19 protein-coding genes are annotated in these 21,460 nt (G+C 59.6%); 6 read left to right on the forward strand and 13 right to left on the reverse strand.

Features of this window, described 5'->3' with window-relative positions:
* Positions 1 to 101 precede the first annotated feature (101 nt).
* The gene (locus ACYZT9_RS09930; protein ID WP_462009625.1) at positions 102 to 959 is read left to right on the forward strand and encodes a LysR substrate-binding domain-containing protein; all 858 of its coding nucleotides are present in this window, start codon (positions 102 to 104) and stop codon (positions 957 to 959) included.
* Between the two features lie 147 nt (positions 960 to 1,106).
* Here ACYZT9_RS09930 and ACYZT9_RS09935 read toward each other — a convergent pair whose 3' ends face one another.
* Positions 1,107 to 2,435: a type VI secretion system Vgr family protein gene (locus ACYZT9_RS09935; RefSeq protein ID WP_462009626.1), complete on the reverse strand. Its 1,329-nt coding sequence runs from the start codon at positions 2,433 to 2,435 to the stop codon at positions 1,107 to 1,109.
* A gap of 219 nt (positions 2,436 to 2,654) precedes the next feature.
* Here ACYZT9_RS09935 and ACYZT9_RS09940 point away from each other — a divergent pair, with 219 nt between their 5' ends.
* Entirely contained in the window at positions 2,655 to 3,359 is a 705-nt protein-coding gene (locus ACYZT9_RS09940) for a YebC/PmpR family DNA-binding transcriptional regulator (protein ID WP_462009627.1), read from the forward strand.
* A 125-nt stretch (positions 3,360 to 3,484) separates the two neighbouring features.
* Here ACYZT9_RS09940 and ACYZT9_RS09945 read toward each other — a convergent pair whose 3' ends face one another.
* From ACYZT9_RS09945 to ACYZT9_RS09955, 3 genes are all read right to left on the reverse strand, one after another.
* Positions 3,485 to 4,786, reverse strand: a complete 1,302-nt coding sequence (locus ACYZT9_RS09945; RefSeq protein ID WP_462009628.1) for a protein kinase — start codon at positions 4,784 to 4,786, stop codon at positions 3,485 to 3,487.
* A gap of 130 nt (positions 4,787 to 4,916) precedes the next feature.
* Positions 4,917 to 5,669 carry an anti-sigma factor family protein gene (locus ACYZT9_RS09950; protein WP_462009629.1) on the reverse strand — a complete coding sequence of 251 codons (753 nt, stop codon included), beginning with the start codon at positions 5,667 to 5,669 and terminating at the stop codon, positions 4,917 to 4,919.
* Positions 5,666 to 6,172, reverse strand: coding sequence for a sigma-70 family RNA polymerase sigma factor (locus ACYZT9_RS09955; RefSeq protein ID WP_462009630.1), 507 nt, complete (start codon positions 6,170 to 6,172; stop codon positions 5,666 to 5,668). The genes ACYZT9_RS09950 and ACYZT9_RS09955 overlap by 4 nt, the downstream gene beginning before the upstream one ends.
* Positions 6,173 to 6,335: 163 nt before the next feature.
* Between ACYZT9_RS09955 and ACYZT9_RS09960 the strand changes: the two genes are divergently transcribed.
* Together ACYZT9_RS09960 and ACYZT9_RS09965 are read left to right on the forward strand one after the other, a co-directional pair.
* Positions 6,336 to 7,424, forward strand: a complete 1,089-nt coding sequence (locus ACYZT9_RS09960) for a catalase family peroxidase (RefSeq protein WP_462009631.1) — start codon at positions 6,336 to 6,338, stop codon at positions 7,422 to 7,424.
* Complete coding sequence (locus ACYZT9_RS09965) at positions 7,421 to 7,966, forward strand: cytochrome b (RefSeq protein ID WP_462009632.1); 546 nt, start codon at positions 7,421 to 7,423, stop codon at positions 7,964 to 7,966. Before ACYZT9_RS09960 ends, ACYZT9_RS09965 begins: the two co-directional genes overlap by 4 nt.
* A 121-nt stretch (positions 7,967 to 8,087) precedes the next feature.
* Here ACYZT9_RS09965 and ACYZT9_RS09970 read toward each other — a convergent pair whose 3' ends face one another.
* Positions 8,088 to 9,239, reverse strand: a complete 1,152-nt coding sequence (locus ACYZT9_RS09970; protein ID WP_462009633.1) for a M14 family metallopeptidase — start codon at positions 9,237 to 9,239, stop codon at positions 8,088 to 8,090.
* A gap of 486 nt (positions 9,240 to 9,725) precedes the next feature.
* On the reverse strand, positions 9,726 to 10,067 hold the full coding sequence (locus ACYZT9_RS09975; RefSeq protein WP_462009634.1) for a DUF6124 family protein: 342 nt from the start codon (positions 10,065 to 10,067) through the stop codon (positions 9,726 to 9,728).
* Positions 10,068 to 10,196: 129 nt separating this feature from the next.
* On the opposite strand from ACYZT9_RS09975, the gene ACYZT9_RS09980 reads away from it, so the two are divergent.
* The gene (locus ACYZT9_RS09980; protein WP_462009635.1) at positions 10,197 to 10,844 is read left to right on the forward strand and encodes a LexA family protein; all 648 of its coding nucleotides are present in this window, start codon (positions 10,197 to 10,199) and stop codon (positions 10,842 to 10,844) included.
* A gap of 38 nt (positions 10,845 to 10,882) precedes the next feature.
* Here the strand turns inward: ACYZT9_RS09980 and ACYZT9_RS09985 are convergent, their stop codons facing one another.
* The 7 genes from ACYZT9_RS09985 to ACYZT9_RS10015 form a co-directional block, all read right to left on the reverse strand.
* Complete coding sequence (locus ACYZT9_RS09985) at positions 10,883 to 12,832, reverse strand: acetyl/propionyl/methylcrotonyl-CoA carboxylase subunit alpha (RefSeq protein ID WP_462009636.1); 1,950 nt, start codon at positions 12,830 to 12,832, stop codon at positions 10,883 to 10,885.
* Positions 12,832 to 13,647, reverse strand: coding sequence for a gamma-carboxygeranoyl-CoA hydratase (locus ACYZT9_RS09990; RefSeq protein WP_462009637.1), 816 nt, complete (start codon positions 13,645 to 13,647; stop codon positions 12,832 to 12,834). Before ACYZT9_RS09990 ends, ACYZT9_RS09985 begins: the two co-directional genes overlap by 1 nt.
* Before the next feature lie 125 nt (positions 13,648 to 13,772).
* A complete protein-coding gene (locus ACYZT9_RS09995; protein WP_462009638.1) occupies positions 13,773 to 15,380 on the reverse strand; it encodes a carboxyl transferase domain-containing protein in 1,608 nt (535 codons plus the stop codon).
* Positions 15,381 to 15,392: 12 nt separating this feature from the next.
* The gene (locus ACYZT9_RS10000; RefSeq protein WP_462009639.1) at positions 15,393 to 16,556 is read right to left on the reverse strand and encodes an isovaleryl-CoA dehydrogenase; all 1,164 of its coding nucleotides are present in this window, start codon (positions 16,554 to 16,556) and stop codon (positions 15,393 to 15,395) included.
* A gap of 822 nt (positions 16,557 to 17,378) precedes the next feature.
* Positions 17,379 to 18,278: a hydroxymethylglutaryl-CoA lyase gene (locus ACYZT9_RS10005; RefSeq protein WP_462009640.1), complete on the reverse strand. Its 900-nt coding sequence runs from the start codon at positions 18,276 to 18,278 to the stop codon at positions 17,379 to 17,381.
* Between the two features lie 146 nt (positions 18,279 to 18,424).
* Complete coding sequence (locus ACYZT9_RS10010; protein WP_461954017.1) at positions 18,425 to 18,826, reverse strand: MerR family transcriptional regulator; 402 nt, start codon at positions 18,824 to 18,826, stop codon at positions 18,425 to 18,427.
* Positions 18,827 to 19,031: 205 nt separating this feature from the next.
* Complete coding sequence (locus ACYZT9_RS10015) at positions 19,032 to 19,961, reverse strand: LysR family transcriptional regulator (protein WP_008148497.1); 930 nt, start codon at positions 19,959 to 19,961, stop codon at positions 19,032 to 19,034.
* Positions 19,962 to 20,136: 175 nt separating this feature from the next.
* On the opposite strand from ACYZT9_RS10015, the gene ACYZT9_RS10020 reads away from it, so the two are divergent.
* Positions 20,137 to 21,366 (forward strand): acyl-CoA dehydrogenase, encoded by a 1,230-nt coding sequence (locus tag ACYZT9_RS10020; RefSeq protein ID WP_017339821.1) that lies wholly within the window; start codon positions 20,137 to 20,139, stop codon positions 21,364 to 21,366.
* Positions 21,367 to 21,460: the final 94 nt, after the last annotated feature.

The following is a 21,460-nucleotide window of genomic DNA, read 5'->3' on the forward strand; positions in this document are numbered from 1 at the left end:
CCTCGCAATCGATGAGATGAAGCTACGGGGCTTAAATTGCAATTTGCGGTGCTATCAATCAAATTGTTTGTTGTTATGCCAGCCATCAGTGAGGGTTATTCATGAACCTGTTCCACCTCCGTGCCTTCGATGCGGTCGCCCGCGAGGGCAGCTTTACCCGGGCCGCCGCGCGGCTGTTCATCAGCCAGCCAGCGGTCACCGGGCACATCAAGGCGTTGGAGGAGCACTACCAGATCACCCTGCTGCGGCGCACCGCGCGTCGGGTCGAACTGACGGAGGAGGGCACCAAACTCGCAGCGATCACCCGGGCTATGTTTGGTCTGGCGGAAGAAGCGCAGGTGATGCTCGAGGCCAATCGACAGTTGCTCACCGGCCGTCTGGAAGTGGCGGCGGACGGACCGCACATGGTCATGCCGATGCTCGCAAGCCTGCGGGCGCGTTATCCGGGGATCACCGTGAACCTGCGCTTGGGCAACGCCCAGGAAACCCTCGCGGCACTGTTGTCCGAGCATGCGGATGTGGCGGTGCTGACCGAAGTCGAGCCGCGCAAGGGCCTGCATTTGCAGGCGCTGAGCGAATCACGGATTTGCGCGCTGGTGCCCGAGGGGCATCCTTGGGCGAAGAAATCGAAAGGCGTGCAGCTCAAGGAACTGGATCAGGTGATTATGGTGTTGCGCGAACCGAGTTCGATCACCCGGCGCACCTTCGATGCGGCGTGCGCTCAGGCCAAGGTCAATCCGCGGGTGTTGCTGGAGCTGGACAGTCGTGAAGCGGTGACCGAGGCCGTTGCGGCGGAGTTGGGGGTGGGGGTGGTGTCATCGGTGGAAGTCAGCCATGACCCACGGGTGGCGGCGGTGCCGATTGTGGGCGAAGGGTTGGTTAATCGGCACATGATCGGGTGTATGGAACGGCGGCGGGATTTGCGTTTGATACAAGCGTTTTTTGACCTGGCGCCGTAGGAACTGCCGAAGGCTGCGATCTTTTGATTTTTCTTTTAAAGGTGAAGATCAAAAGATCGCAGCCTTCGGCTGCTCCTACAAGGGAGAAGTGCGTCCAATTCAGACGAACCCTCTCCAGAACGTCGCCACCACCCGCCGCACAGCTGATCAGACCTTGCGGTTCACCAGCCAGTCAAACAGCAGCCGGTCATCGCCCTGAGGTGGCTGCGGCGGTCGAAGTACCGGGGGGCTGCTCGCGGTGGCGTACAACACGGGGCGGTCCGGATCGCTGTCGAGAAAACTGATGAGCACGTCAGTTCCGGCGCCGGGTAACCTGGACGGATCAATCCGGCCATCCGGCGCAACGACGACCACGGGCAGCCAGAATCCGGTGAACTCATCCTCTTCAGTCTCCGGAGATGGCCATAACCTGACCTTTATCCGGCCTTGGTCATCCAGCTCCGCAGGCTGACCGACAGCGCCCAGCACCCGGGCCGTCTGAAAACCCGGAATGTTGGGTCTGGCCTGTATGAGCGGGGGCCGGAATACCGTTGACCATGGAATGGCGGTGAATTGATTGCTGTAATGCCGGACCCTGTCGGTCACGTTCCGCTCAAGAATCGACGGCTGCCCGCCCTGATGCCGGATCTCGGTCAGCAGCCATTGATCGTTGAAGTTCGGGAGCGGATGTTCCGACACTTGTACGATTCGTCCGCTGCGCAATGCGCTTTGGTTGCTTTGACCCTGCATCTGCCCATGTCGGCAGCGCAGACGTTCCAGTGTTCGACGGCTGAGCTGGTCGCGCTCAAGCAGGTGCGGGAAGTGGCGCGCGGTGAGTGGGGGCGAGGTGTGGCGCTGGAACAATTCACTGATCACCGGCACGTCTGTGGCGTCAGACGCATTGCCGTGAAAAGGCATGAGCAGCGGTTCTTGAGGGAAACTCAGGCTGTCGTCGGCCAGCACCAGCACATGGCCGTCGCGCTGATGTTCGAAGTGATAGTGAATGCCTTCTTCTTCGCAGAGTCGTTGCAGAAATGCCAGGTCCGACTCATCAAACTGAATGCAGAACGGTCTGGCGGGATAGCGCCCCTTGGGCAGTTCAAAGCGGTAGCTGTATTCAGGTACCCCGTTTTCTTCGAGCAACTGGCGCAGGATGGCGGACACATCAAGTTGATGAAACACCCGACGGCAACGCTGTCGGTCGAGGTTTTGCAGCCATGGCACCAGCGCCAGCCTGTAGCCGACCCGGTGCAGGTCGTGATGTTCGCGAGTGGCGCAGTGGATGATGCCGTGGATGCCCCGGCCCTCGGTCAAGCTGAAGAACACCGGCTGGTGCAGCAGGTGATCCAGACTCAGGGCCGGTGCCAGGCCGATCACTTCGAGGTCGAACCGGTAAGGCTGGTTGAGGGCTTCAAGGCCATTGAACTGCAGCACCTGCAAGCTCAAATTGCCGTTCAGCAGTGTCAGGGTAAAGGGACTTTCCTTGTCGTTGTGCATCGAATGCGCTTCTGCCAGGGAGTACGGGCGCAGAGGGTACGGAAACGTGACTCGTTGTGGTCACCGCGAAGCAATGTTTCAGAATCGCCCTACAACTCGCGGTGAAGATGTCGATTCGACAGGATGGATTTTTTGGTCGATTGCCAACTTTAGGCCGTATAAACTTGCGCAAAGCGTCGGCCAATAGATGTCTCGGCGCCATAGATAAGAGAGTGAGTAATGGGCGCACAGTGGAAGGTTAAACACAAAGAAGCGGCAGCCAATGCCAAGGGCAAGATCTTCGGCAAACTGGTGAAGGAAATCACCATCGCTGCGCGCAACGGTGCCGATACCGCCACCAACGCACACCTGCGTCTGGTGGTCGAACAGGCGAAAAAGGCTTCGATGCCCCGCGAAACCCTGGAACGTGCGATCAAGAAAGGCTCCGGCCAGCTCGGCGAAACCGTGCAATACCATCGTGTGACCTATGAAGGGTTCGCGCCGCACCAGGTGCCGCTGATCGTTGAATGCGTGACTGACAACATCAACCGTACCGTCGCGGAAATCCGCGTCGCGTTCCGTAAGGGCCAATTGGGTGCGTCCGGTTCCGTGGCCTGGGACTTTGACCATGTGGGCATGATTGAGGCATCCCCGGACAGCCCGGATGCCGATCCGGAAATGGCGGCTATCGAAGCCGGCGCTCAGGATTTCGAGCCGGGTGAAGACGGTGCGACCTTATTCATCACCGAAGCAGCCGATCTGGATTCGGTGCAGAAAGCCTTGCCTGAGCAGGGGTTCACCGTGTTGTCGGCGAAGCTGGGTTACAAGCCGAAGAACCCGGTCAGCGGCCTGAGCGACGAGCAGATGGCTGAAGTCGAAGCCTTCCTCGAAGGTCTCGATAACCACGATGATGTGCAGGATATGTTTGTCGGGTTGGCGGGGTAATTGCTTTTTCAGTGATACCGCTATCGCGAGCAAGCTCGCTCCCACAGGGTTCGAGTCGTTCACAAGATTGTGATTCAACTCGGACACTGTGGGAGCGGGCTTGCCCGCGATTGACCGCGCAGCGGTCACCAGCCATTCATTTCCCGCACAATCTCGCTGAACCCCGGCCGCGCCAGCACGTCCGGCTGACAGCAGCGTTGCTGCAAATCCTCCAGTCGCACACGATCTTCATCGCTCAATCCCGAGTCGATCCGCTCCAGCAATTCCCCCAACAGAACGCCAAACGCGCGCACCTCGATCCGCTGCAATGCGCGGCTTTCAAGGCTGTCTTCCTTCGCATGGAAAGACGCTGCGCCAAAGTCACCCAACAGGCAGTTACCGTGCTCGTTCCAGAGAATATTGTGGCCATAGAGGTCGCCGTGGGTGATGCCCTGCTGGTGCAGATGCTCGGCCACCGACGCGATGCCACAGGCGATCCGCAAGGCCACTTCGGCGCTGAACCGCGTGTCGCTGGCATAGACGTCGCGGCTGCAGGACGCCAGGCTCGGCAACCCGGCGAGGTTGCGATAACTCGGGCCGATCAGTTCCATGACCAGCCCGGCTTGCGCCTGTGGGTGCTCGACGATCCGTCCTTCGACCCGGATCAGGTTGGGGTGAAGGCCGGCGGTAATGCAGGCGTTCATTTCATGCAGCGGCGAGCCATCGCTGGTCATTTCGCCCTTGTAGAGTTTGATCGCGACCGGCGTTGTCTGCTTCCACAGCCCTTGATAAATGATGCCGGAAGCGCCTTCGCCCAACTGTTTCTCCAGGCGTAACTGCGACCAGGGAATAGTCGGTGTGGCATCGAGAGCAGCCGCATCCGCCTCGGTTTCCAGCGGATTGCCGGCGTAGGCCAGCCAGGTCAGGCTTGGCAGTGTCAGCAGCCATCCCGGCAGTTCGGTCAACTGGTTGGCGGCGATGCGGGTCAGCTCAAGGCGATGGCAATTGCTCATGCTTTCGGGCAAGCGCTGCAGGCGATTACCGGCCAGCATCAGTTTTTGCAGGTGCGGGCGTTCACCCAGTTCGGTCGGCAGTTCCCTGATGCGGTTGTCGGTCAGGATCAGCCAGCGCAACAGCGGTGGCAGCGCAGCGCCCGGTACTGTTTCGATGCGGTTGGACTTGAACCCGACCATGGTCAGCGCGGCGCACTGGCCAAGGCAGGCGGGCAGTTCGCTGAAGTGGTTGCGGTCGCAGAACAACACGCGCAAACGGGTCAGGCGGTGAAAGTCATCCGGCAGACTACTCAAGGCGTTGCCACTGAGGTTGAGCACCTCGAGCGAGTCCGCGAGGTCGAGGATTTCCAGGGGGAATTCCGTCAGGCCGGCGGCCAGGTCCAGGCGAGTGGTGCCAGCCAGCAGGCCGGCGCGCAGTTGGGCAAGGGTATCCATGAACAGATTCGCTATCGATCGAGGGTAGGGCGCGGGGGCCTGAAAAAGGGCGACATAATAGCGGCAAAAGAGTTGAGTGTGAGATTGCCTTCGCGAGCAAGCCCGCTCCCACAGGGGATTTGTGATGTGGTCAGAAGTGCACGGTTTTTCTGAGCATCTGCGCCGCCGGTGTATCCGTCGGGCTGACCATCGCGTAGTTGTATCCGGCTCCCGACCAATACTCGGCCTGCAATTCACCGTCACTGCGACTGCCTCGGGGCAGCAGGAAGTTTTTCGGACCCGGCGGGCGCACGTAGAAGCTGACTTTATGCCCGCTTCGATCCTCATAAACCACCATTGCCGCCGGCCCTTGCTCGGTACTGAGCAAGCGTCCGCTGACCGGTTTGAACCCTGCGCCGGAAAGATCCGGCAGGCGATGGGCCTGGGTGAAATAGCGGTCGAGCCAGCCCTGCATGTCGCCATCGTCGCTGACCTTGAAATCGGCCGGCAAAATGCCTTGCTGGGCAAACAGACGATAAGCCTGCATCGCATCGGCCATCGGCGCCGCGGCGCTGATGAGGGTCATCTCCCGCGCCTGCCAGCCGCTAATGCCGCCGATGCTCACGGCGATCACTAACACGGCAGCGCTGGCCAGATGTCGGCGCGATTGGCGCCTGAGTCGCTGGCGAATCAGCGCCGGGTCGAGGTCCGGGTTGGCCGGTTGCTGCAAGGCGCCGCTGAGGGCGGCGCGCAGGTGCTGGGCGTCCTGCTGCCAGGCGCGAACCTGTGCAGACATTTCTACGTTGCTGGCCAGAAAAGTCTCCACCAGACGTCGGTCGTCGTCATTCAACTGGTGGTCGACATACGCGTGCAGGTCACGCTCGCTCGGGGGCATGCTGATCATTTGAGTCTCCGCAGAGAAGGGCGGGTGATTTCGCCGTCGCTGAGTTGGCGCAAGGCCTGGCGGGCACGGGACAGGCGCGACATTACGGTGCCGGTGGGGACACCGAGGATTTCGGCGACTTCCTTGTAACTCAGGCCTTCGACCGACACCCAGAGCAGCAGGGCGCGCTGTTCGGTGCTGAGTTGATCGAAGGCCTGCAGCGTCGATTGGGCGATTACGGTGCGTTCTACCGACGGCTGGGTGTCATCACGTCCGATAAAGAACTCGAGCATCCGCGCATAACGCCGGGAGCGTCGGTGAGCGTCGAGAAATTGCCGATAAAGAATCGAAAACAACCAGGCACGCAAATCACCCTCGGGACGTTTGTCACTCCAGCTCGACAGCGCCCGCTCGAGGCACGATTGCACCAAATCGTCGGCGCCGCTGGGGTTGCGCGTCAACGACACGGCAAACCGGCGCAATCCGGGAATGATTTCTCTCAGTTGTTCGTCGATATCGTTCATGAAGTTCTGACTAATCACTACGCTGTGTGAGTGTTCAGGAAGACGCTCGTCATTCGAACTTATTCCACGCCGGAAAAAATAAATGCCGCGCGATGGAATAAACCGGTGTGCGGTTCGTCTGCTGGGTCCCTCTCACTTGTGGCCGATGGCCCTGGAGTCTTTCATGGTAGATCGCTCATCACCGCCCCCCCGGGCCCCCTTGAGTGCCGCAAGCCTGACGTTGCGCCTGGCCGGCATTGCCGTGGTGGTCGCTGCAGTGGCCGGGGCATTTGCTTACGTCAATGGCACGTTTGACCCACAGCGTCTGACGCCGAAAAAACTGATCAATGTGCTGGAAACCAATAACGGCGTGCACCCGGGGTTTCGGCGTAATCACGCCAAAGGGGTGTGCGTGATCGGGCATTTCGAGAGCAGTGGCGAAGCACGCAGCTATTCCAGCGCTCAAGTATTCGATGACGCGAGGACTCCGGTGGTTGGGCGTTTTGCGTTGCCGGCCGGCAATCCTTACGCGCCGGACAGCGCCGTGCCAATCCGCAGTCTGGCGCTGCGTTTCACCCAGACCAACGGCCAACAGTGGCGCACCGGGATGAACAGCATGCCGGTGTTCCCGGTAGGCACGCCCGAAGCGTTCTACCAATTGCAACAAGCCCAGTCGCCAGACCCGGCCACCGGCAAACCGAACCCCGCTGCGGTGCCGGCGTTCTTCGGTGCGCACCCGGAAGCCGCGCCGTTCCTGGCCTGGATCAAAAACGCCAAGCCGTCCGCCAGTTACGTGACGGAAACCTACAACAGCGTCAATGCGTTTTACCTGGTCAATGCGGCCGGGCAAAAGCAAGCGGTGCGCTGGAGCATGGTGCCGGTGGCTCAGGACGCCGCTGGCGCCACGGCGCCGGAGGGTGGCGACTTTCTTGAGAAAGACCTGGTTCAACGTATCGCCGCAGGTCCTTTGCGTTGGCAGTTGAACCTTACGCTGGCCAATCCGGGTGATCCGGTCAACGACGCCAGCAAGGCCTGGCCCGACGGTCGCAAAGTGGTGAACGCCGGAACGCTGGTGCTTGAAAGCACTCAGCCGCAACTTGATGGTGAATGCCGCGACATCAACTACGACCCGCTGGTCTTGCCCGCCGGCATCGAAGGCTCCGACGACCCGTTGCTCGCCGCTCGCTCGGCCGGTTACGCCAGTTCCTATTTGCGCCGCACCAGTGAAGTCAGTCAGTTGCCCTCTGCAAATAAACAGGAGTCTCGTCAATGAGCACTCAACCGAACCACTTCGCTCCACTGGCGCGCCTGTTGCACTGGCTGATGGCGTTGATGGTCATCGCCATGCTGTTTATCGGCGCCGGGATGGTCGCTTCTGTATCGGAGCGGCATGAATGGCTGATCAATCTGCACAAACCGCTGGGCGTCGCCATTCTGCTGCTAGTGATCGTGCGCCTCGGTGTTCGCTTTTCTACCCGACAACCCCCACTCCCGGCGGATTTACCCGGTTGGCAGGTGCTGGCAGCCAAGGCTTCGCATGTCTTGCTGTACGCCTTGATGTTGATCCTGCCGCTGCTCGGCTGGGCAATGATTTCAGCGGCGGGCGACCCGGTGATGCTCAGCAGTTCGTTGCAGTTGCCGTCGATCCTGCCGGCGAATGCGCAGGTGTTTGCGTTCCTGCGCAAGGCGCACGGGTATCTGGCTTATCTGCTGTTTCTGACTGTGTTGCTGCATCTGGCGGCAGCGTTGTTTCATGGTTGGGTGCGGCGGGATGAGGTGCTGGATAGCATGTTGCGGGGTAAGGACCGGGGGTGATTTGATCTACCGAAATTAATTGTGGCGAGGGGCGGCGTAGGCCACCAACACTAGTGTCACGACCGTCAGTAATCCGGTCAACGGTATGGCTGCATGGCGGGCATGCAGCCATTGAAGGGAATCAGCGCAAGGTATCAACCATGTCCGCAACGGTCGTCAACACGTCCTTGCCCAACTGTTTCGAACGCTTGCCCGACCAGCCAGTCAGCGGATCCGGTTTGTCGTTGTTGTCCTTGAACGGCATTTCCAGGGTTAATGACAAGCAGTCAAATTTCTCACCGACGCTATTGCACGCCAATGTCATATTGGCCTTGCCCGGCAGGTCACGGGTGTAGCCGTGCTTGGTCTGGAAATCCTTGGTCAGGTGTTTCAGGTGGCTGCGGAAATGCTCTTCGAGTTTTTCGATCCGCGGCGTGTAGCCAGGGTTGCCTTCGCAACCGGCGGTGAATATGTAAGGGATTTCCTCATCGCCGTGGACGTCGAGGAACAGATCCACACCGTACTTTTCCATCTGCTGCTGTACGAAAAAGACTTCCGGACTGACTTCCTGGCTGGCGCTCTGCCAAGCGCGGTTGAGGTCCTGGCCCATAGCGTTGGTGCGCAAGTGACCGTGGAAGGCGCCGTCCGGGTTCATGTTTGGCACCAGGTATAAATCGGCGCTGGCCAGCAGTTTGTTCAGAACAGGATCGTCATGCCTTTCCAGGCGTTCGATCACGCCTTCCATGAACCACTCGGCCATATGTTCGCCGGGGTGTTGCTGGGCAATCATCCAGACCTTGCGCTGATTTTCGGCTCCGGTGCCTTTGCGCAGCAGTTGAATGTCACGCCCTTCAACGCTCTTGCCGGTGGCCAGCAGTTCGGCGCCGGTCTTGGTCAGCGCCTGCTCGATCAGCCAGTCATGGCGGCCACGGCTGTAGGGTTCGAAGTAGGCAAACCAGGCGTGGGTAGCGGTGGCTTCAAGGCTGAAACGCAGGCAGTCGCCTTCGAAAATGGTCGGCACCCGGAACCAGTTGACGTGATCGTAGGACGCCACCGCCTGATAACCGTCCCAGGCTTTGTTGTACGAGGAGGTACTGGCATTGCTCAGACGAAACCAGTGCTCCTGTCCGACGTGTAAACCGCTGGCCTTGAAGTGAAACCACTGAAAATGCTGGCTGCGAGTGTCCGGCTTGATCGCCAAAAGCGCTTGCAACGTATTGCTGATATCCAACACTTCAATGTTGCCGCTGTCGAAGTTCGCGCTGATGTCGAAAGAGGATTTAGCCACGGTCATAGTCGATTCCTGAATATGATTTTTATGGCTGCTACTTTACACGCTGGGAAGGGAAAAACCGGGGGAAATTGCGGGGTATGAAGGGGGGCGTCCTCCTTGACGCCGTCGCAGCTTAGAGACTGGACGATTGATTCTCAAGTGCTATTTAACGTTAGTTTGAGCCAACGTTGCCGGGCTTTCCTTGCCAACAGATATTCTTTTGATATTATCCGCGCCATCGAATTTGCAGCACGTAAAGACTTCATTAGCCTGAAGGCCAAGCCAGAGTAACTGGCAAAAAAAAAGACCCGGCAAAAAGCCGGGTCAAAAACCGTGATTAGCCTGATGAGGAGATAGTCCAAGAGACCGACCTAAGGTCACTTGGACAATCGACTGATCTCGCGACCAGCTGCATGCAATAGTAATCATTCTCGTTTGCAAGTCAAATGCTTTATCGGCGCGATTGGAAAATTCTTTCCCGCGCCCTTCGAAATATCCCTCCTTGTCTTATCCGTGATGAATCCCGTCCAGGGATCGATCCAGCAATGCCTTGGCCATATCGATCATGTGCACCGTCGAAAATGCCAGATCCCGGTGGACACCGTGCAGGTTGTTCGCCGATTCGGACGCGGTGGCGGCGGCGCAACGCAGTAAGTCTGAAGCACGCACCAGTGCTTCCTCGCTGCTGACGTTGCGGTTCACATCAAAAAAACGCGCTTCTTCCGCTTCTTCGGACACAGCTGGTTTCAAGTAATAGTCCAGCGCCTTTTGCGCGGCGGCCGAACCTTTCGGCGAGGTGAGGGAGGTGTCGATTTGCAGATCGGGCAGTTCGTGGCTGGGGATGGTCATGGCGCTGGCAAACTCCGTGAGGGATTCAAATCCGTGATTCAATCCTAGTACGAACTGTATTTATGACTAGGTTTTAAATACTACAATTTGTGTTTTGATGGTCGGAGTCGTCCACGTATCGTGCCGCACATGGATAAATGGATTGAATTGGTTAAGGCCAAGATGAGTGAACTCAACGTCACTCAAGAGATACTCGCCGAGCGCCTCGGAATGTCCCAGGGCGGCATCGGCCATTGGCTGAACAAACGTCGCCAGCCGGGCATCGATGACATGAACCGGGTGTTGCACGCACTGGGTATGGAATTTCTCGAAGTGGCGCTGGTAATTCGGGAGCCGGACACGTCGAAAGAGGAAAGCCAGGATCTGGTGCGAAAGTACAACCCGTACTTCCGCTACCCGGTCAGTGACTGGCGAGAATCCTGTGAGGTGCGCGACGGCGAGCCGACGGTGTATAACAAGGCACGATTCGAGCTCACCGATTACCACGCTCAGGGCGCGGCGTTCTGGCTGACGGTGGTGGGCGATGCGATGACCGCACCGAGTGGCCTCAGTATCGCCGAGGGCATGATGATCCTGGTGGACCCGGCCATTGTGCCGGAGCCCGGAAAACTGGTGATCGCCCAATGGCCGGATAGCAGCGAGGCGACTTTTCGCAAACTGATCGAAGAGGGCGGGCAGCGTTACCTGGTCCCGCTCAATCCGACGTATCCGAAAGCCCTTTACACCAACGCCTGCCGAATCATTGGCGTGGTGGTTCAGGCAACGGCCAGGTTCTGATCAGATCGGTCCTCGTAAGGTGTAGGACCGATCTCCATTCAGGCTTCTTCCAGCTCGACCAACGCACTGCCTTCGCTGACCATTTCGCCTTCCTGGCAATACAGCGCCTTGATCACCCCGGCGTGTGGCGCACGAATGCTGTGCTCCATCTTCATCGCCTCCAGTACCACCAGTTGCGCCCCGGCTTCGACCGTTTGCCCGGCCTCCACCAGCACTCGCACGATGCTGCCGTTCATGGGCGCGGTGAGCCCGCCCTGATGGCTGTGACTGGCTTCGACGGCACTGATCGGGTCGTAGGACTCGACGCGACGCAATTCACCTTCCCATTGCAGATACATAACGCCGTCGCGACGGATTGCCCGATGCTGGCGACGCACGCCGTTGTGCTCGGTCAGCAGTTGCTCGCCCGTGAGCTGCGCCGATCGGGTATCGCCCAACGTCAGCGCGCGATCCTGGCCTTCGCAGCTTAAGTGAAGGGTGATTTCCCTCGGCAATCCAGCACGGAACCCATTGCCGATACCCCAAGGCGAACTCAGGTCGTCAGTGCGGGTCGTGCTCGCTTGGCTCTGGGCAAACGCCTGCGCCGCGGCTTGCCAGAATTCATCGCTGAGTTGTGAAGGTTCCGGCAGCAGTTGCGCCTGATAACGCGGAATGAACCCGGTATCCAGTTCAGCCGCGGCAAATGCCGGATGCTCGACGATCCGGCGCAGGAAGTTGATATTTGTCTTGAGCCCACCAATCGCAAACTCATCGAGCATGCTCAACATGCGCAACCGCGCCTGTTCACGATCCTCACCCCAGGCAATCAGCTTGCCGAGCATCGGGTCGTAGAACGGGGAGATTTCATCGCCTTCTTCGACACCACTGTCGACTCGACGACCCGGACCTTCAGCCGATTCTCGATACAACTCCAGGTGCCCGGTGGCCGGCAGGAAGTCATTGCCCGGGTCTTCGGCATACAGCCGCACTTCGATGGCATGCCCGATCAATGGCACCTGATCCTGGGTCATCGGCAGCGCTTCACCGCGCGCCACGCGAATCTGCCACGCGACCAGATCGAGGCCCGTGATGGCTTCGGTCACCGGGTGTTCGACTTGCAGGCGCGTGTTCATCTCCATGAAGAAGAACTCGCCGCGCGCATCCAGCAAGAATTCCACGGTGCCGGCGCCGACATAACCGATCGCTTGGGCCGAACGCACGGCGGCTTCGCCCATGGCACGACGCAGCTCCGGGCTCAGGCCTGGTGCGGGCGCCTCCTCGACGACTTTCTGGTGCCGACGCTGAATCGAGCAATCGCGCTCGTTGAGGTACAGGCAGTTGCCATGCTGGTCGGCGAAGATCTGAATCTCCACGTGACGTGGTTTCAGCAGGTATTTCTCCACCAGCATTCGCGAATCGCCGAACGAGGATTGCGCCTCACGTTGAGCCGAGGCCAGGGCTTCGGCCAGTTGGCTGACGTCCTCGACCACTTTCATGCCTTTACCGCCGCCGCCCGCCGTCGCCTTGAGCAGTACCGGATAGCCGATGCGTTCGCAGGCGTCACGGAAGGTGTCGAGGTCTTGAGCTTCGCCGTGATAACCCGGCACCAATGGCACGCCAGCGGTTTCCATCAGGGCCTTGGCGGCGGACTTGCTGCCCATCGCATCGATGGCCGAGGCGGGCGGGCCGATGAAGATCAGGCCCGCCGCTTCGATCGCGCGGGCGAACCCGGCGTTCTCGGACAAAAAGCCATAGCCCGGATGAATGGCCTGAGCGCCGCTGGCCTGGGCGGCAGCGATCAGCTTGTCAATTTGCAGGTAACTGTCGGCGGCCTTGCTGCCACCGAGGTCGACGCGGATGTCCGCTTCACGGCTGTGCCGGGCTTCACGGTCGGTGGCGCTGTGCACGGCGACGGTGGTCAGGCCCAACGCCTTGGCGGTGCGCATCACCCGGCAAGCGATTTCGCCACGGTTGGCCACCAGCAGAGAGGTAATGACAGGTGCGCTCATCAACGCGGCTCCTTGGGGGTGGTTTCGGCCTGCCAGCTCGGCGGACGTTTTTGCAGAAAGGCGCGCAGGCCTTCCTGGCCTTCGGGGCTGACGCGGATTCGCGCGATGGCATTTTCGGTGTAGCGGCGCAGTGCCGGCGTCAGCGCACCGTTGCCGACTTCACGCAGCAAGTCCTTGCTGACGCGCATGGCCGCGGGGCTGTTGAGCAGCAGGTTGTCGATCCATTGTTCGACTTTTTGCTCCAGCTCATTGATCGGATAACTCTCCGATAACAGGCCGATTTCCCGCGCCCGCTGCCCGCCGAAGCGCTCGGCAGTCAGCGCATATCGGCGCGCCGCACGCTCACCGATGGCTTGCACCACGAACGGGCTGATCACCGCCGGCGCCAGGCCGATGCGCACTTCCGACAGGCAGAATTGCGCGTCATCGGCACCGATGGCCATGTCGCAGCAACTGATCAGGCCTAGCGCGCCGCCGAAAGCTGCGCCTTGCACCACGGCCAGCGTCGGCACTTTCAGCTTGGCGAGGTTGTACATCAACTCCGCCAGTTCCCGGGCGTCGTCCAGATTGGTGTGGTAATCGAGTTCGGCCGATTGCTGCATCCACGCCAGATCGGCGCCAGCGCTAAAATGCTTGCCGCGCCCACGCACCAGCAAGAACCGCAGGCTGGCATCGCTTGAGACCTTGTCCAGCGCGAGGATCAATTCGCGGATCATCTCAGCGTTGAACGCGTTGTTTTTTTCTTCGCGGCTGAGCCACAGGGTGGCGAAACCACGCGGGTCGGTCTGCAGCTCGAGGGTGTTGAAGTCGCTCATTTTCGTCCGTCTCCACGGTACTTGTAGGAGCGAGCTCGCTCGCGATGGACTAAAGAGCGACGCGTCAATTCAGAAAGCACGCGTTATCGTTAACGTCCATCGCGAGCAAGCTCGCTCCTACAGGATCACATCCGGAACACGCCGAAGCGGCTCGGTTCGATTGGCGCGTTCAGCGACGCGGACAAGGCCAGGGCCAAAACGTCGCGGGTTTGCGCCGGGTCAATGACGCCGTCATCCCACAGCCGCGCACTGGAGTAGTAAGGGTGACCCTGTTCCTCGTATTGATCGAGGATCGGTTGCTTGATCTCGGCTTCCTGCTCGGCGCTGAAACCCTGGCCACTGCGCTCGGCCTGCTCGCGTTTGACCTGCACCAACACGCCCGCCGCTTGCTCGGCGCCCATCACGCCAATGCGTGCGTTAGGCCACATCCACAGGAAGCGCGGATCGTAGGCCCGCCCGCACATGCCGTAGTTACCGGCGCCGAAACTGCCGCCGATGATCACGGTGAACTTCGGCACCTTGGCGCACGCCACGGCGGTCACCAGTTTCGCGCCGTGTTTGGCAATGCCGCCGGCCTCGTATTTCTGGCCGACCATGAACCCCGTGATGTTTTGCAGAAACAGCAACGGAATGCCGCGCTGGCAGGCCAGTTCGATAAAGTGCGCGCCTTTCTGCGCGGCCTCGGCGAACAGGATGCCGTTGTTGGCGAGAATCGCGATCGGATAACCATGCAGGTAGGAAAAACCGCACACCAACGTGGTTCCGAACAGCGCCTTGAATTCGTCGAACACCGAACCGTCCACCAGTCGCGCAATCACTTCGCGCACGTCGAACGGTTGCTTGGCGTCCGCCGACACCACGCCGTACAACTCGTCGCTGTTGTACAGAGGGGCGATGGGCGTGCGTTGCTGCACTTCGCCGAGCTTGCGCCAGTTGAGGTTGGCAATGCTGCGTCGGGCAATGGCCAAGGCGTGTTCGTCACTCTCGGCGTAATGGTCGGCGACGCCGGAAATCTTGCAGTGCACGTCGGCGCCACCCAGATCTTCCGCGCTGACCACTTCGCCGGTCGCGGCTTTCACCAACGGCGGCCCGGCAAGGAAAATCGTCGCCTGCTCGCGAACCATGATCGCTTCGTCGGCCATCGCTGGCACGTAAGCGCCACCGGCGGTGCAGGAGCCCATGACCACGGCGATCTGCGGAATGCCCATGGCACTCATGTTCGCCTGGTTGAAGAAGATCCGCCCGAAATGCTCACGGTCCGGAAACACTTCATCCTGACGCGGCAGATTGGCGCCGCCCGAGTCCACCAGATAGATGCACGGCAGGCGATTTTGCTGGGCGATGGTCTGGGCGCGCAGGTGCTTTTTTACGGTCAGCGGGTAATACGAACCGCCTTTCACGGTGGCATCGTTGGCCACGATCATGCACTCGACGCCTTCGACACGGCCGATCCCGGCAATCACGCCTGCGGCCGGCACGTCTTCGCCATACACTTCGTAAGCCGCCAGTTGGCTGATCTCGAGAAATGGCGAGCCCGGATCGAGCAGGCGATTGATTCGCTCACGGGGCAGCAATTTGCCCCGCGAGGTGTGGCGTTCTTGCGCCTTCGGGCCGCCACCTTGCTGCACTTGCGCGAGCAGGGTGTGCAGGGCGTCGACCTGTTTGAGCATCGCCGCGCTGTTGCTCGCGAATTCCGCCGAACGGGGGTTGAGCTGGGTATGCAGGATAGCCATGGACAGCTCCGTTTAGCGGGTTTCGTTGAACAGTTCGCGACCGATCAGCATGCGACGGATCTCACTGGTGCCAGCGCCGATTTCGTACAGCTTGGCGTCACGCAACAGACGACCGGCCGGGAATTCGTTGATGTAGCCGTTCCCGCCGAGAATCTGGATCGCGTCGAGGGCCATTTGTGTGGCGCGTTCGGCGCTGTAGAGGATCACGCCGGCGGCGTCCTTACGCGTGGTCTCGCCGCGTTCGCAGGCTTGAGCGACGGCATACAGGTAGGCGCGGCTGGCGTTGAGTTGGGTGTACATGTCGGCGACCTTGCCCTGGATCAGCTGGAATTCGCCGATGCTCTGGCCGAACTGCTTGCGGTCGTGAATGTACGGCACGATCAGGTCCATGCACGCTTGCATGATTCCGGTTGGGCCACCGGACAGCACAACGCGTTCGTAGTCGAGGCCGCTCATCAGCACCTTCACGCCGCCGTTGAGCACGCCGAGGATGTTTTCTTCCGGCACTTCGACGTCATCGAAGAACAGCTCGCAGGTGTTGGAACCGCGCATGCCGAGCTTGTCGAACTTGTTGCTGCGACTGAAGCCTTTCCAGTCACGTTCGACGATGAACGCGGTGATGCCGTGCGGACCTTTTTCAAGGTCGGTCTTGGCGTAGATCACGTAGGTGTGGGCGTCGGGGCCGTTGGTGATCCAGGTTTTGCTGCCGTTGAGCACGTAGCGGTCGCCATGCTTATCGGCGCGCAGTTTCATCGACACCACGTCAGAACCGGCATTCGGTTCGCTCATGGCCAGGGCGCCGATATGCTCGCCGCTGATCAGCTTCGGCAGGTATTTGCTTTTTTGTTCGTGATTGCCATTGCGGTTGATCTGGTTGACGCAGAGGTTGGAGTGGGCGCCGTAGGACAACGCGACTGACGCCGAACCACGACTGATTTCTTCCATGGCTACCACGTGGGCCAGGTAACCCAGGCCAGCACCGCCGTATTCTTCTGGCACAGTAATGCCAAGCAACCCCATGTCGCCGAATTTACGCCACAGGTCGGCGGGGAACAGGTTGTCGATGTCGATCTGAGCGGCGCGTGGAGCGATCTCTTTGGCGACGAAGGACTGAACCTGATCGCGCAGCATGTCGATGGTTTCACCGAGGGCAAAATTCAGGGATGGATAGCGCATGGGTCACCTTTTGGCTTTTTTGTAGGGTGGGGAGGGCCGTGTTTTGGTTCTCACCTTTACGTTAACGTAAGCCGGTGACGAATGGCTGTCAATCACCCTTTACGTTAACGTCAGCTTGAGGGACAGTGGGGCCAGTTCAAGATAGAAAAGCGGACCAGCCCCGTGGGAGCGGGCTTGCTCGCGAATGCGTTGTGTCAGTCAATGAAGGTGTCGACTGATCCACCGCGTACGCGAGCAAGCCCCACATTTTGATTGGGGGAAAACCTGAATCGCAGACAGCACAAAGGGGAGCCGAAGCTCCCCTTTAATTTTCGTTGCGCGTGCTCTTTTTTTATTATTGAGGGGCGGCCTGTTTTTGTTTTTGGCAGCCGTGGCCCTTTACCGCTGTTTTTATCGATCCCCATCCGGGATCAAGAGCAAACGTATTTTTTTGAGCGCTGATCTGCTTTTTCGCTGAGCGATCCAACCAGTTCGGGAGCTACCTGAGGGTAGTTTTATTGTTCTCTGCCCGGTTGCGGGTCACTTCGAAAAGCACCCTGAAAAGCACACCTTCTCCAAAAAAATCTGTTAGCTGCGTCTCTGCCGTGTTGTTCTTGTTATGTCAGAGTCGTTTCGTCTTATTTTTATTGGTTTGCTGCTTTTTATTCTTGTTATGCCATAGAGATAGCAGAAGCCGTGCCAACTTTAAAAAATCATTTAAATTCAATAACTTGAGTTTTTATAGGATTTTTCGTTCAGGCTAAATCCGACAATTTGTTTCCGTGTTACTCGCTTGCGCCCCACATTTCAGACCCGGCGGTAACACCCAGACACATCCGCTACTCACTGTGCGCTACGAGCCTTGGCCACGCGCGAACCGGTCGGACGGCCCAACACTGTACAAATCTGCTGGCCGGCCAGAATCAAGGCGTCCAGGTCGATACCCGTGTCGATACCAAGGCCATTCAGCAGGTAAACGACGTCTTCAGTGGCGACGTTACCGCTGGCGCCCTTGGCGTACGGGCAACCGCCGAGGCCGGCGATGGAACTGTCGAACACCGCGATGCCTTCGAGCAGGCTGGCGTAAATGTTGGCCATGGCCTGGCCGTAGGTATCGTGGAAGTGCCCGGCGAGTTTTTCCCGCGGCACATCGGCGGACACCACGTCGAACATCGTGCGCGTCGCGCCCGCCGTACCGGTGCCGATGGTGTCGCCCAGCGAGATTTCGTAGCAGCCCATGGCGTAGAGCTCCCGGGCGACTCGGGCAACTTGCTCGGGTTTGACGTCACCTTCGTAAGGACAGCCCAGCACACAGGACACGTAACCGCGCACGCTGACGCCATGCTGTTTGGCGGCCTCCATGATCGGCGCGAAGCGCTCCAGGCTTTCGCTGATCGAGCAGTTGATGTTGCGCTGGGAGAATGCTTCGGACGCTGCCGCGAACACCGCGACCTCCTTGACCCCGGCGGCGATCGCATCTTCGAACCCTCGCAGGTTGGGCGCGAGGGCGCCGTAGGTCACGCCCGGTTTGCGCTGGATCTGCGCGAAGACGTCGGCTGAACCGGCCATCTGCGGCACCCATTTGGGCGAGACGAAACTGCCGACTTCGATATAGCCGAGGCCGGCAGCAGTCAGTGCGTCGACCAGTTGCACCTTGTCGGCAACGCTGATCGGTTGAGCTTCGTTTTGCAGACCGTCGCGCGGGCCGACTTCGACCAGGCGTACGTGGGAGGGAATGGGCATGGGAATCGGCCTGTGCTGATTGTCTGAATGCTCGGAGAACCCTGTGGGAGCGAGCTTGCTCGCGATGGCGGTGGGTCAGTCACTTCAGTGTTGAATGTAGCGCCCTCATCGCGAGCAAGCTCGCTCCCACAGGGGGATGTGTTGACCTATTGAACCACCGGCTGGCTTTTCATCGTCTGTTCCAGCGCTTGGGTGCAGCGCTCCTGCGCCGTGTCCAGTTCCAGCTTCATCTGTTCGATGTCGAGCATCTGCTGCTCCAGCTGTTCGCGGCGCTCGGCGATTTTGTTGAGCATGGTTTGCAGCTGTTTCTGGTTGCCGCCGGTAGGGTCGTAAAGTTCGATCAGCTCGCGGCACTCGGCCAGGGAAAAACCAATGCGCTTGCCCCTGAGGATCAACTTCAGACTGACCTTGTCCCGGGGCGAATAGATGCGTTCCTGGCCACGGCGCTCGGGGCTGAGCAGGCCTTGCTCTTCATAAAAACGAATGGCCCGCGTGGTGATGTCGAGTTCGCGGGCGAGGTCGGAAATGCTATAGGTCTGGCTGCTCATGGGCGCGCTCGAAAAAGGTCATGGCGCTAAGCTAATGGCAGGTTGACGTTTACGTCAAGCAGCATGCATCTTCAGTGTGCTTGCGGGCCTCATCGCGAGCAAGCTCGCTCCCACAGGGATTTCTGCAATACACAGAATTTGTGTTCACTGAAGATCTACTGTGGGAGCGAGTTTGCTCGCGATGGTGGCGTCGCGGTGCAACGTCCTACACCTTATCGAGCTTCTTCTCATGCGCCGTCACCTGCTGGCACAGTTCGATCATCTGCTCGCGCATCCAGCGGTTGGCCGGGTCCTGGTCAGTGCTTTCGTGCCAATAGAGGTGGGTTTCCACCGGCGGTACATCGTTGACCGGCAGGTTCACCGAGTACAAATCATGACGTCGGGCGAAACGTTCCGGCACGGTCATGACCATGTCGGTCTGCTGCAACACCTGCGACGCCATCAGGTAATGCTGAGAGCGCAGGGCGATCTTGCGCTGGATGCCCATTTTGCCGAGCGCGAGGTCAACATGGCCGAGACCGCTGCGGCGGCTGGAAATATGGATGTGGGTCAGCGACAGGTAATCATCGAGGGTGAATTTCTCTTTGCCCGCCAGCGGATGGCCCTTGCGCATGGCACACACGTAACGATCTTCCATCAACTTGACGTGGCGCACTTGCGGGTCGGTGTTGAGCGGCGCGTCCACCGCGAAGTCGAGACGCCCGGCTGCCAGTTCCTTGGTGGTCTCGCGGCGCTTGGACAGGAAGCTTTCGATGATCACGGTCGGCGCCAGGCGTCGCAGGCGCTGGAACAGCGGCGGCAGGATCACCGCTTCGGTGAGGTCAGTCATGCTGATGCGATAGGTCTTGACCGCCTGCAACGGGTTGAAAATGCGACTTTCCTGCACCGACACCCGTAGCAGGGAGAGGGCATTGCGCACCGGGCCGATGATGTTCTGGGCCATCGGCGTAGGCACCATGCCCTGGGCGGTACGCACGAACAGCGGATCGTTGAAGGTCTCGCGCAGGCGGGCCAGAGCGTTCGAGACCGCAGGCTGAGTAATGCCGACAATCTGCCCGGCGCGGGTCAGATTGGCTTCGGTGTAGATCGCGTCGAAGACGATGAAAAGGTTGAGGTCGACCTTGCTCAGATTCATTGCGCTGCACTCTTATTGTTGGGGCGTTTGGTGAGGCCGGGGGCCTCGGCAATCACCCGATCATATATCGGTGATGAATGTTAATACACGCCGAGAATAGGCTAGGTAAATTTTCGTAGCTGCTCTAGCATCGATTGCATGACCTAAACAACCTCCCCCAAGAAGGTAGCTGCTCATGGATTTCGCTTATTCGCCCAAGGTTCAGGAACTGCGTGAGCGCGTGACCGCGTTCATGGACACCTACGTTTATCCCGCCGAAGCCGTGTTCGAGCGCCAGGTTGCCGAGGGCGACCGCTGGCAGCCGACGGCGATCATGGAAGAACTCAAACTCAAGGCCAAGGCTGAAGGCCTGTGGAATTTGTTTCTGCCTGAGTCCGAACTCGGCGCCGGCCTGACCAACCTCGAATACGCGCCATTGGCAGAAATCATGGGCCGCTCGTTGCTGGGGCCGGAGCCGTTCAACTGCTCGGCGCCCGACACCGGCAACATGGAAGTGCTGGTGCGTTACGCCAACGAAGAACAGAAGCAACGCTGGCTCGAACCGCTGCTGCGCGGCGAAATCCGCTCGGCGTTCGCCATGACCGAGCCGGACGTGGCTTCCTCAGACGCTACCAACATGGCCGCCCGCGCCGTGCGTGACGGCGACGAGTGGGTGATCAACGGCAAGAAATGGTGGACCTCGGGTGCCTGCGATCCGCGTTGCAAGATTCTGATCTTCATGGGCCTGAGCAACCCTGACGCGCCGCGCCACGCCCAGCATTCGATGATTCTGGTGCCGGTGGATGCCCCCGGCGTGAAGATAGTCCGTCCGCTACCGGTGTTCGGTTACGACGACGCGCCACACGGCCACGCCGAAGTGCTGTTCGAAAACGTCCGGGTGCCGTACGAAAATGTTCTGTTGGGTGAAGGACGCGGCTTCGAAATCGCTCAGGGTCGCCTTGGCCCGGGCCGGATTCACCACTGCATGCGTTCGATCGGCATGGCCGAGCGTGCGCTGGAACTGATGTGCAAGCGCGCGGTGAACCGCACTGCGTTCGGCAAACCTTTGGCGCGTCTGGGCGGTAACATCGACAAAATCGCCGACTCGCGGATGGAAATCGACATGGCTCGCCTGCTGACCTTGAAAGCGGCGTACATGATGGACACCGTCGGCAATAAAGTGGCGAAGAGCGAAATCGCGCAGATCAAGGTGGTCGCACCGAACGTGGCATTGCGTGTCATCGACCGGGCGATACAGATCCATGGCGGGGCAGGGGTTTCCAACGATTTCCCGCTGGCCTACATGTATGCGATGCAGCGCACCCTGCGCCTCGCCGATGGTCCTGACGAAGTGCACCGCGCCGCGATCGGCAAGTTCGAAATCGGCAAGTACGTACCAAAAGAAATGATGCGCAGCAGTCACTAAGGCGAATGTGATCCCTCTGTAGGAGCGAGCTTGCTCGCGAAAAACGCCAACACACCGCGTTTATTCATGAACAAAACGCGTAATCGTTAGCGAT

The sequence above is a fragment of the Pseudomonas sp. ZT5P21 genome, assembly GCF_054897785.1.

What these genes read in the sequence shown, in the direction of transcription:
- ACYZT9_RS09930 (WP_462009625.1), top strand. Translation starts at nt 102, where the DNA reads ATGAACCTGTTCCACCTCCGTGCCTTCGATGCGGTCGCCCGCGAGGGC.
- ACYZT9_RS09935 (WP_462009626.1), bottom strand. Translation starts at nt 2,435, where the DNA reads ATGCACAACGACAAGGAAAGTCCCTTTACCCTGACACTGCTGAACGGC.
- ACYZT9_RS09940 (WP_462009627.1), top strand. Translation starts at nt 2,655, where the DNA reads ATGGGCGCACAGTGGAAGGTTAAACACAAAGAAGCGGCAGCCAATGCC.
- ACYZT9_RS09945 (WP_462009628.1), bottom strand. Translation starts at nt 4,786, where the DNA reads ATGGATACCCTTGCCCAACTGCGCGCCGGCCTGCTGGCTGGCACCACT.
- ACYZT9_RS09950 (WP_462009629.1), bottom strand. Translation starts at nt 5,669, where the DNA reads ATGATCAGCATGCCCCCGAGCGAGCGTGACCTGCACGCGTATGTCGAC.
- ACYZT9_RS09955 (WP_462009630.1), bottom strand. Translation starts at nt 6,172, where the DNA reads ATGAACGATATCGACGAACAACTGAGAGAAATCATTCCCGGATTGCGC.
- ACYZT9_RS09960 (WP_462009631.1), top strand. Translation starts at nt 6,336, where the DNA reads ATGGTAGATCGCTCATCACCGCCCCCCCGGGCCCCCTTGAGTGCCGCA.
- ACYZT9_RS09965 (WP_462009632.1), top strand. Translation starts at nt 7,421, where the DNA reads ATGAGCACTCAACCGAACCACTTCGCTCCACTGGCGCGCCTGTTGCAC.
- ACYZT9_RS09970 (WP_462009633.1), bottom strand. Translation starts at nt 9,239, where the DNA reads ATGACCGTGGCTAAATCCTCTTTCGACATCAGCGCGAACTTCGACAGC.
- ACYZT9_RS09975 (WP_462009634.1), bottom strand. Translation starts at nt 10,067, where the DNA reads ATGACCATCCCCAGCCACGAACTGCCCGATCTGCAAATCGACACCTCC.
- ACYZT9_RS09980 (WP_462009635.1), top strand. Translation starts at nt 10,197, where the DNA reads ATGGATAAATGGATTGAATTGGTTAAGGCCAAGATGAGTGAACTCAAC.
- ACYZT9_RS09985 (WP_462009636.1), bottom strand. Translation starts at nt 12,832, where the DNA reads ATGAGCGCACCTGTCATTACCTCTCTGCTGGTGGCCAACCGTGGCGAA.
- ACYZT9_RS09990 (WP_462009637.1), bottom strand. Translation starts at nt 13,647, where the DNA reads ATGAGCGACTTCAACACCCTCGAGCTGCAGACCGACCCGCGTGGTTTC.
- ACYZT9_RS09995 (WP_462009638.1), bottom strand. Translation starts at nt 15,380, where the DNA reads ATGGCTATCCTGCATACCCAGCTCAACCCCCGTTCGGCGGAATTCGCG.
- ACYZT9_RS10000 (WP_462009639.1), bottom strand. Translation starts at nt 16,556, where the DNA reads ATGCGCTATCCATCCCTGAATTTTGCCCTCGGTGAAACCATCGACATG.
- ACYZT9_RS10005 (WP_462009640.1), bottom strand. Translation starts at nt 18,278, where the DNA reads ATGCCCATTCCCTCCCACGTACGCCTGGTCGAAGTCGGCCCGCGCGAC.
- ACYZT9_RS10010 (WP_461954017.1), bottom strand. Translation starts at nt 18,826, where the DNA reads ATGAGCAGCCAGACCTATAGCATTTCCGACCTCGCCCGCGAACTCGAC.
- ACYZT9_RS10015 (WP_008148497.1), bottom strand. Translation starts at nt 19,961, where the DNA reads ATGAATCTGAGCAAGGTCGACCTCAACCTTTTCATCGTCTTCGACGCG.
- ACYZT9_RS10020 (WP_017339821.1), top strand. Translation starts at nt 20,137, where the DNA reads ATGGATTTCGCTTATTCGCCCAAGGTTCAGGAACTGCGTGAGCGCGTG.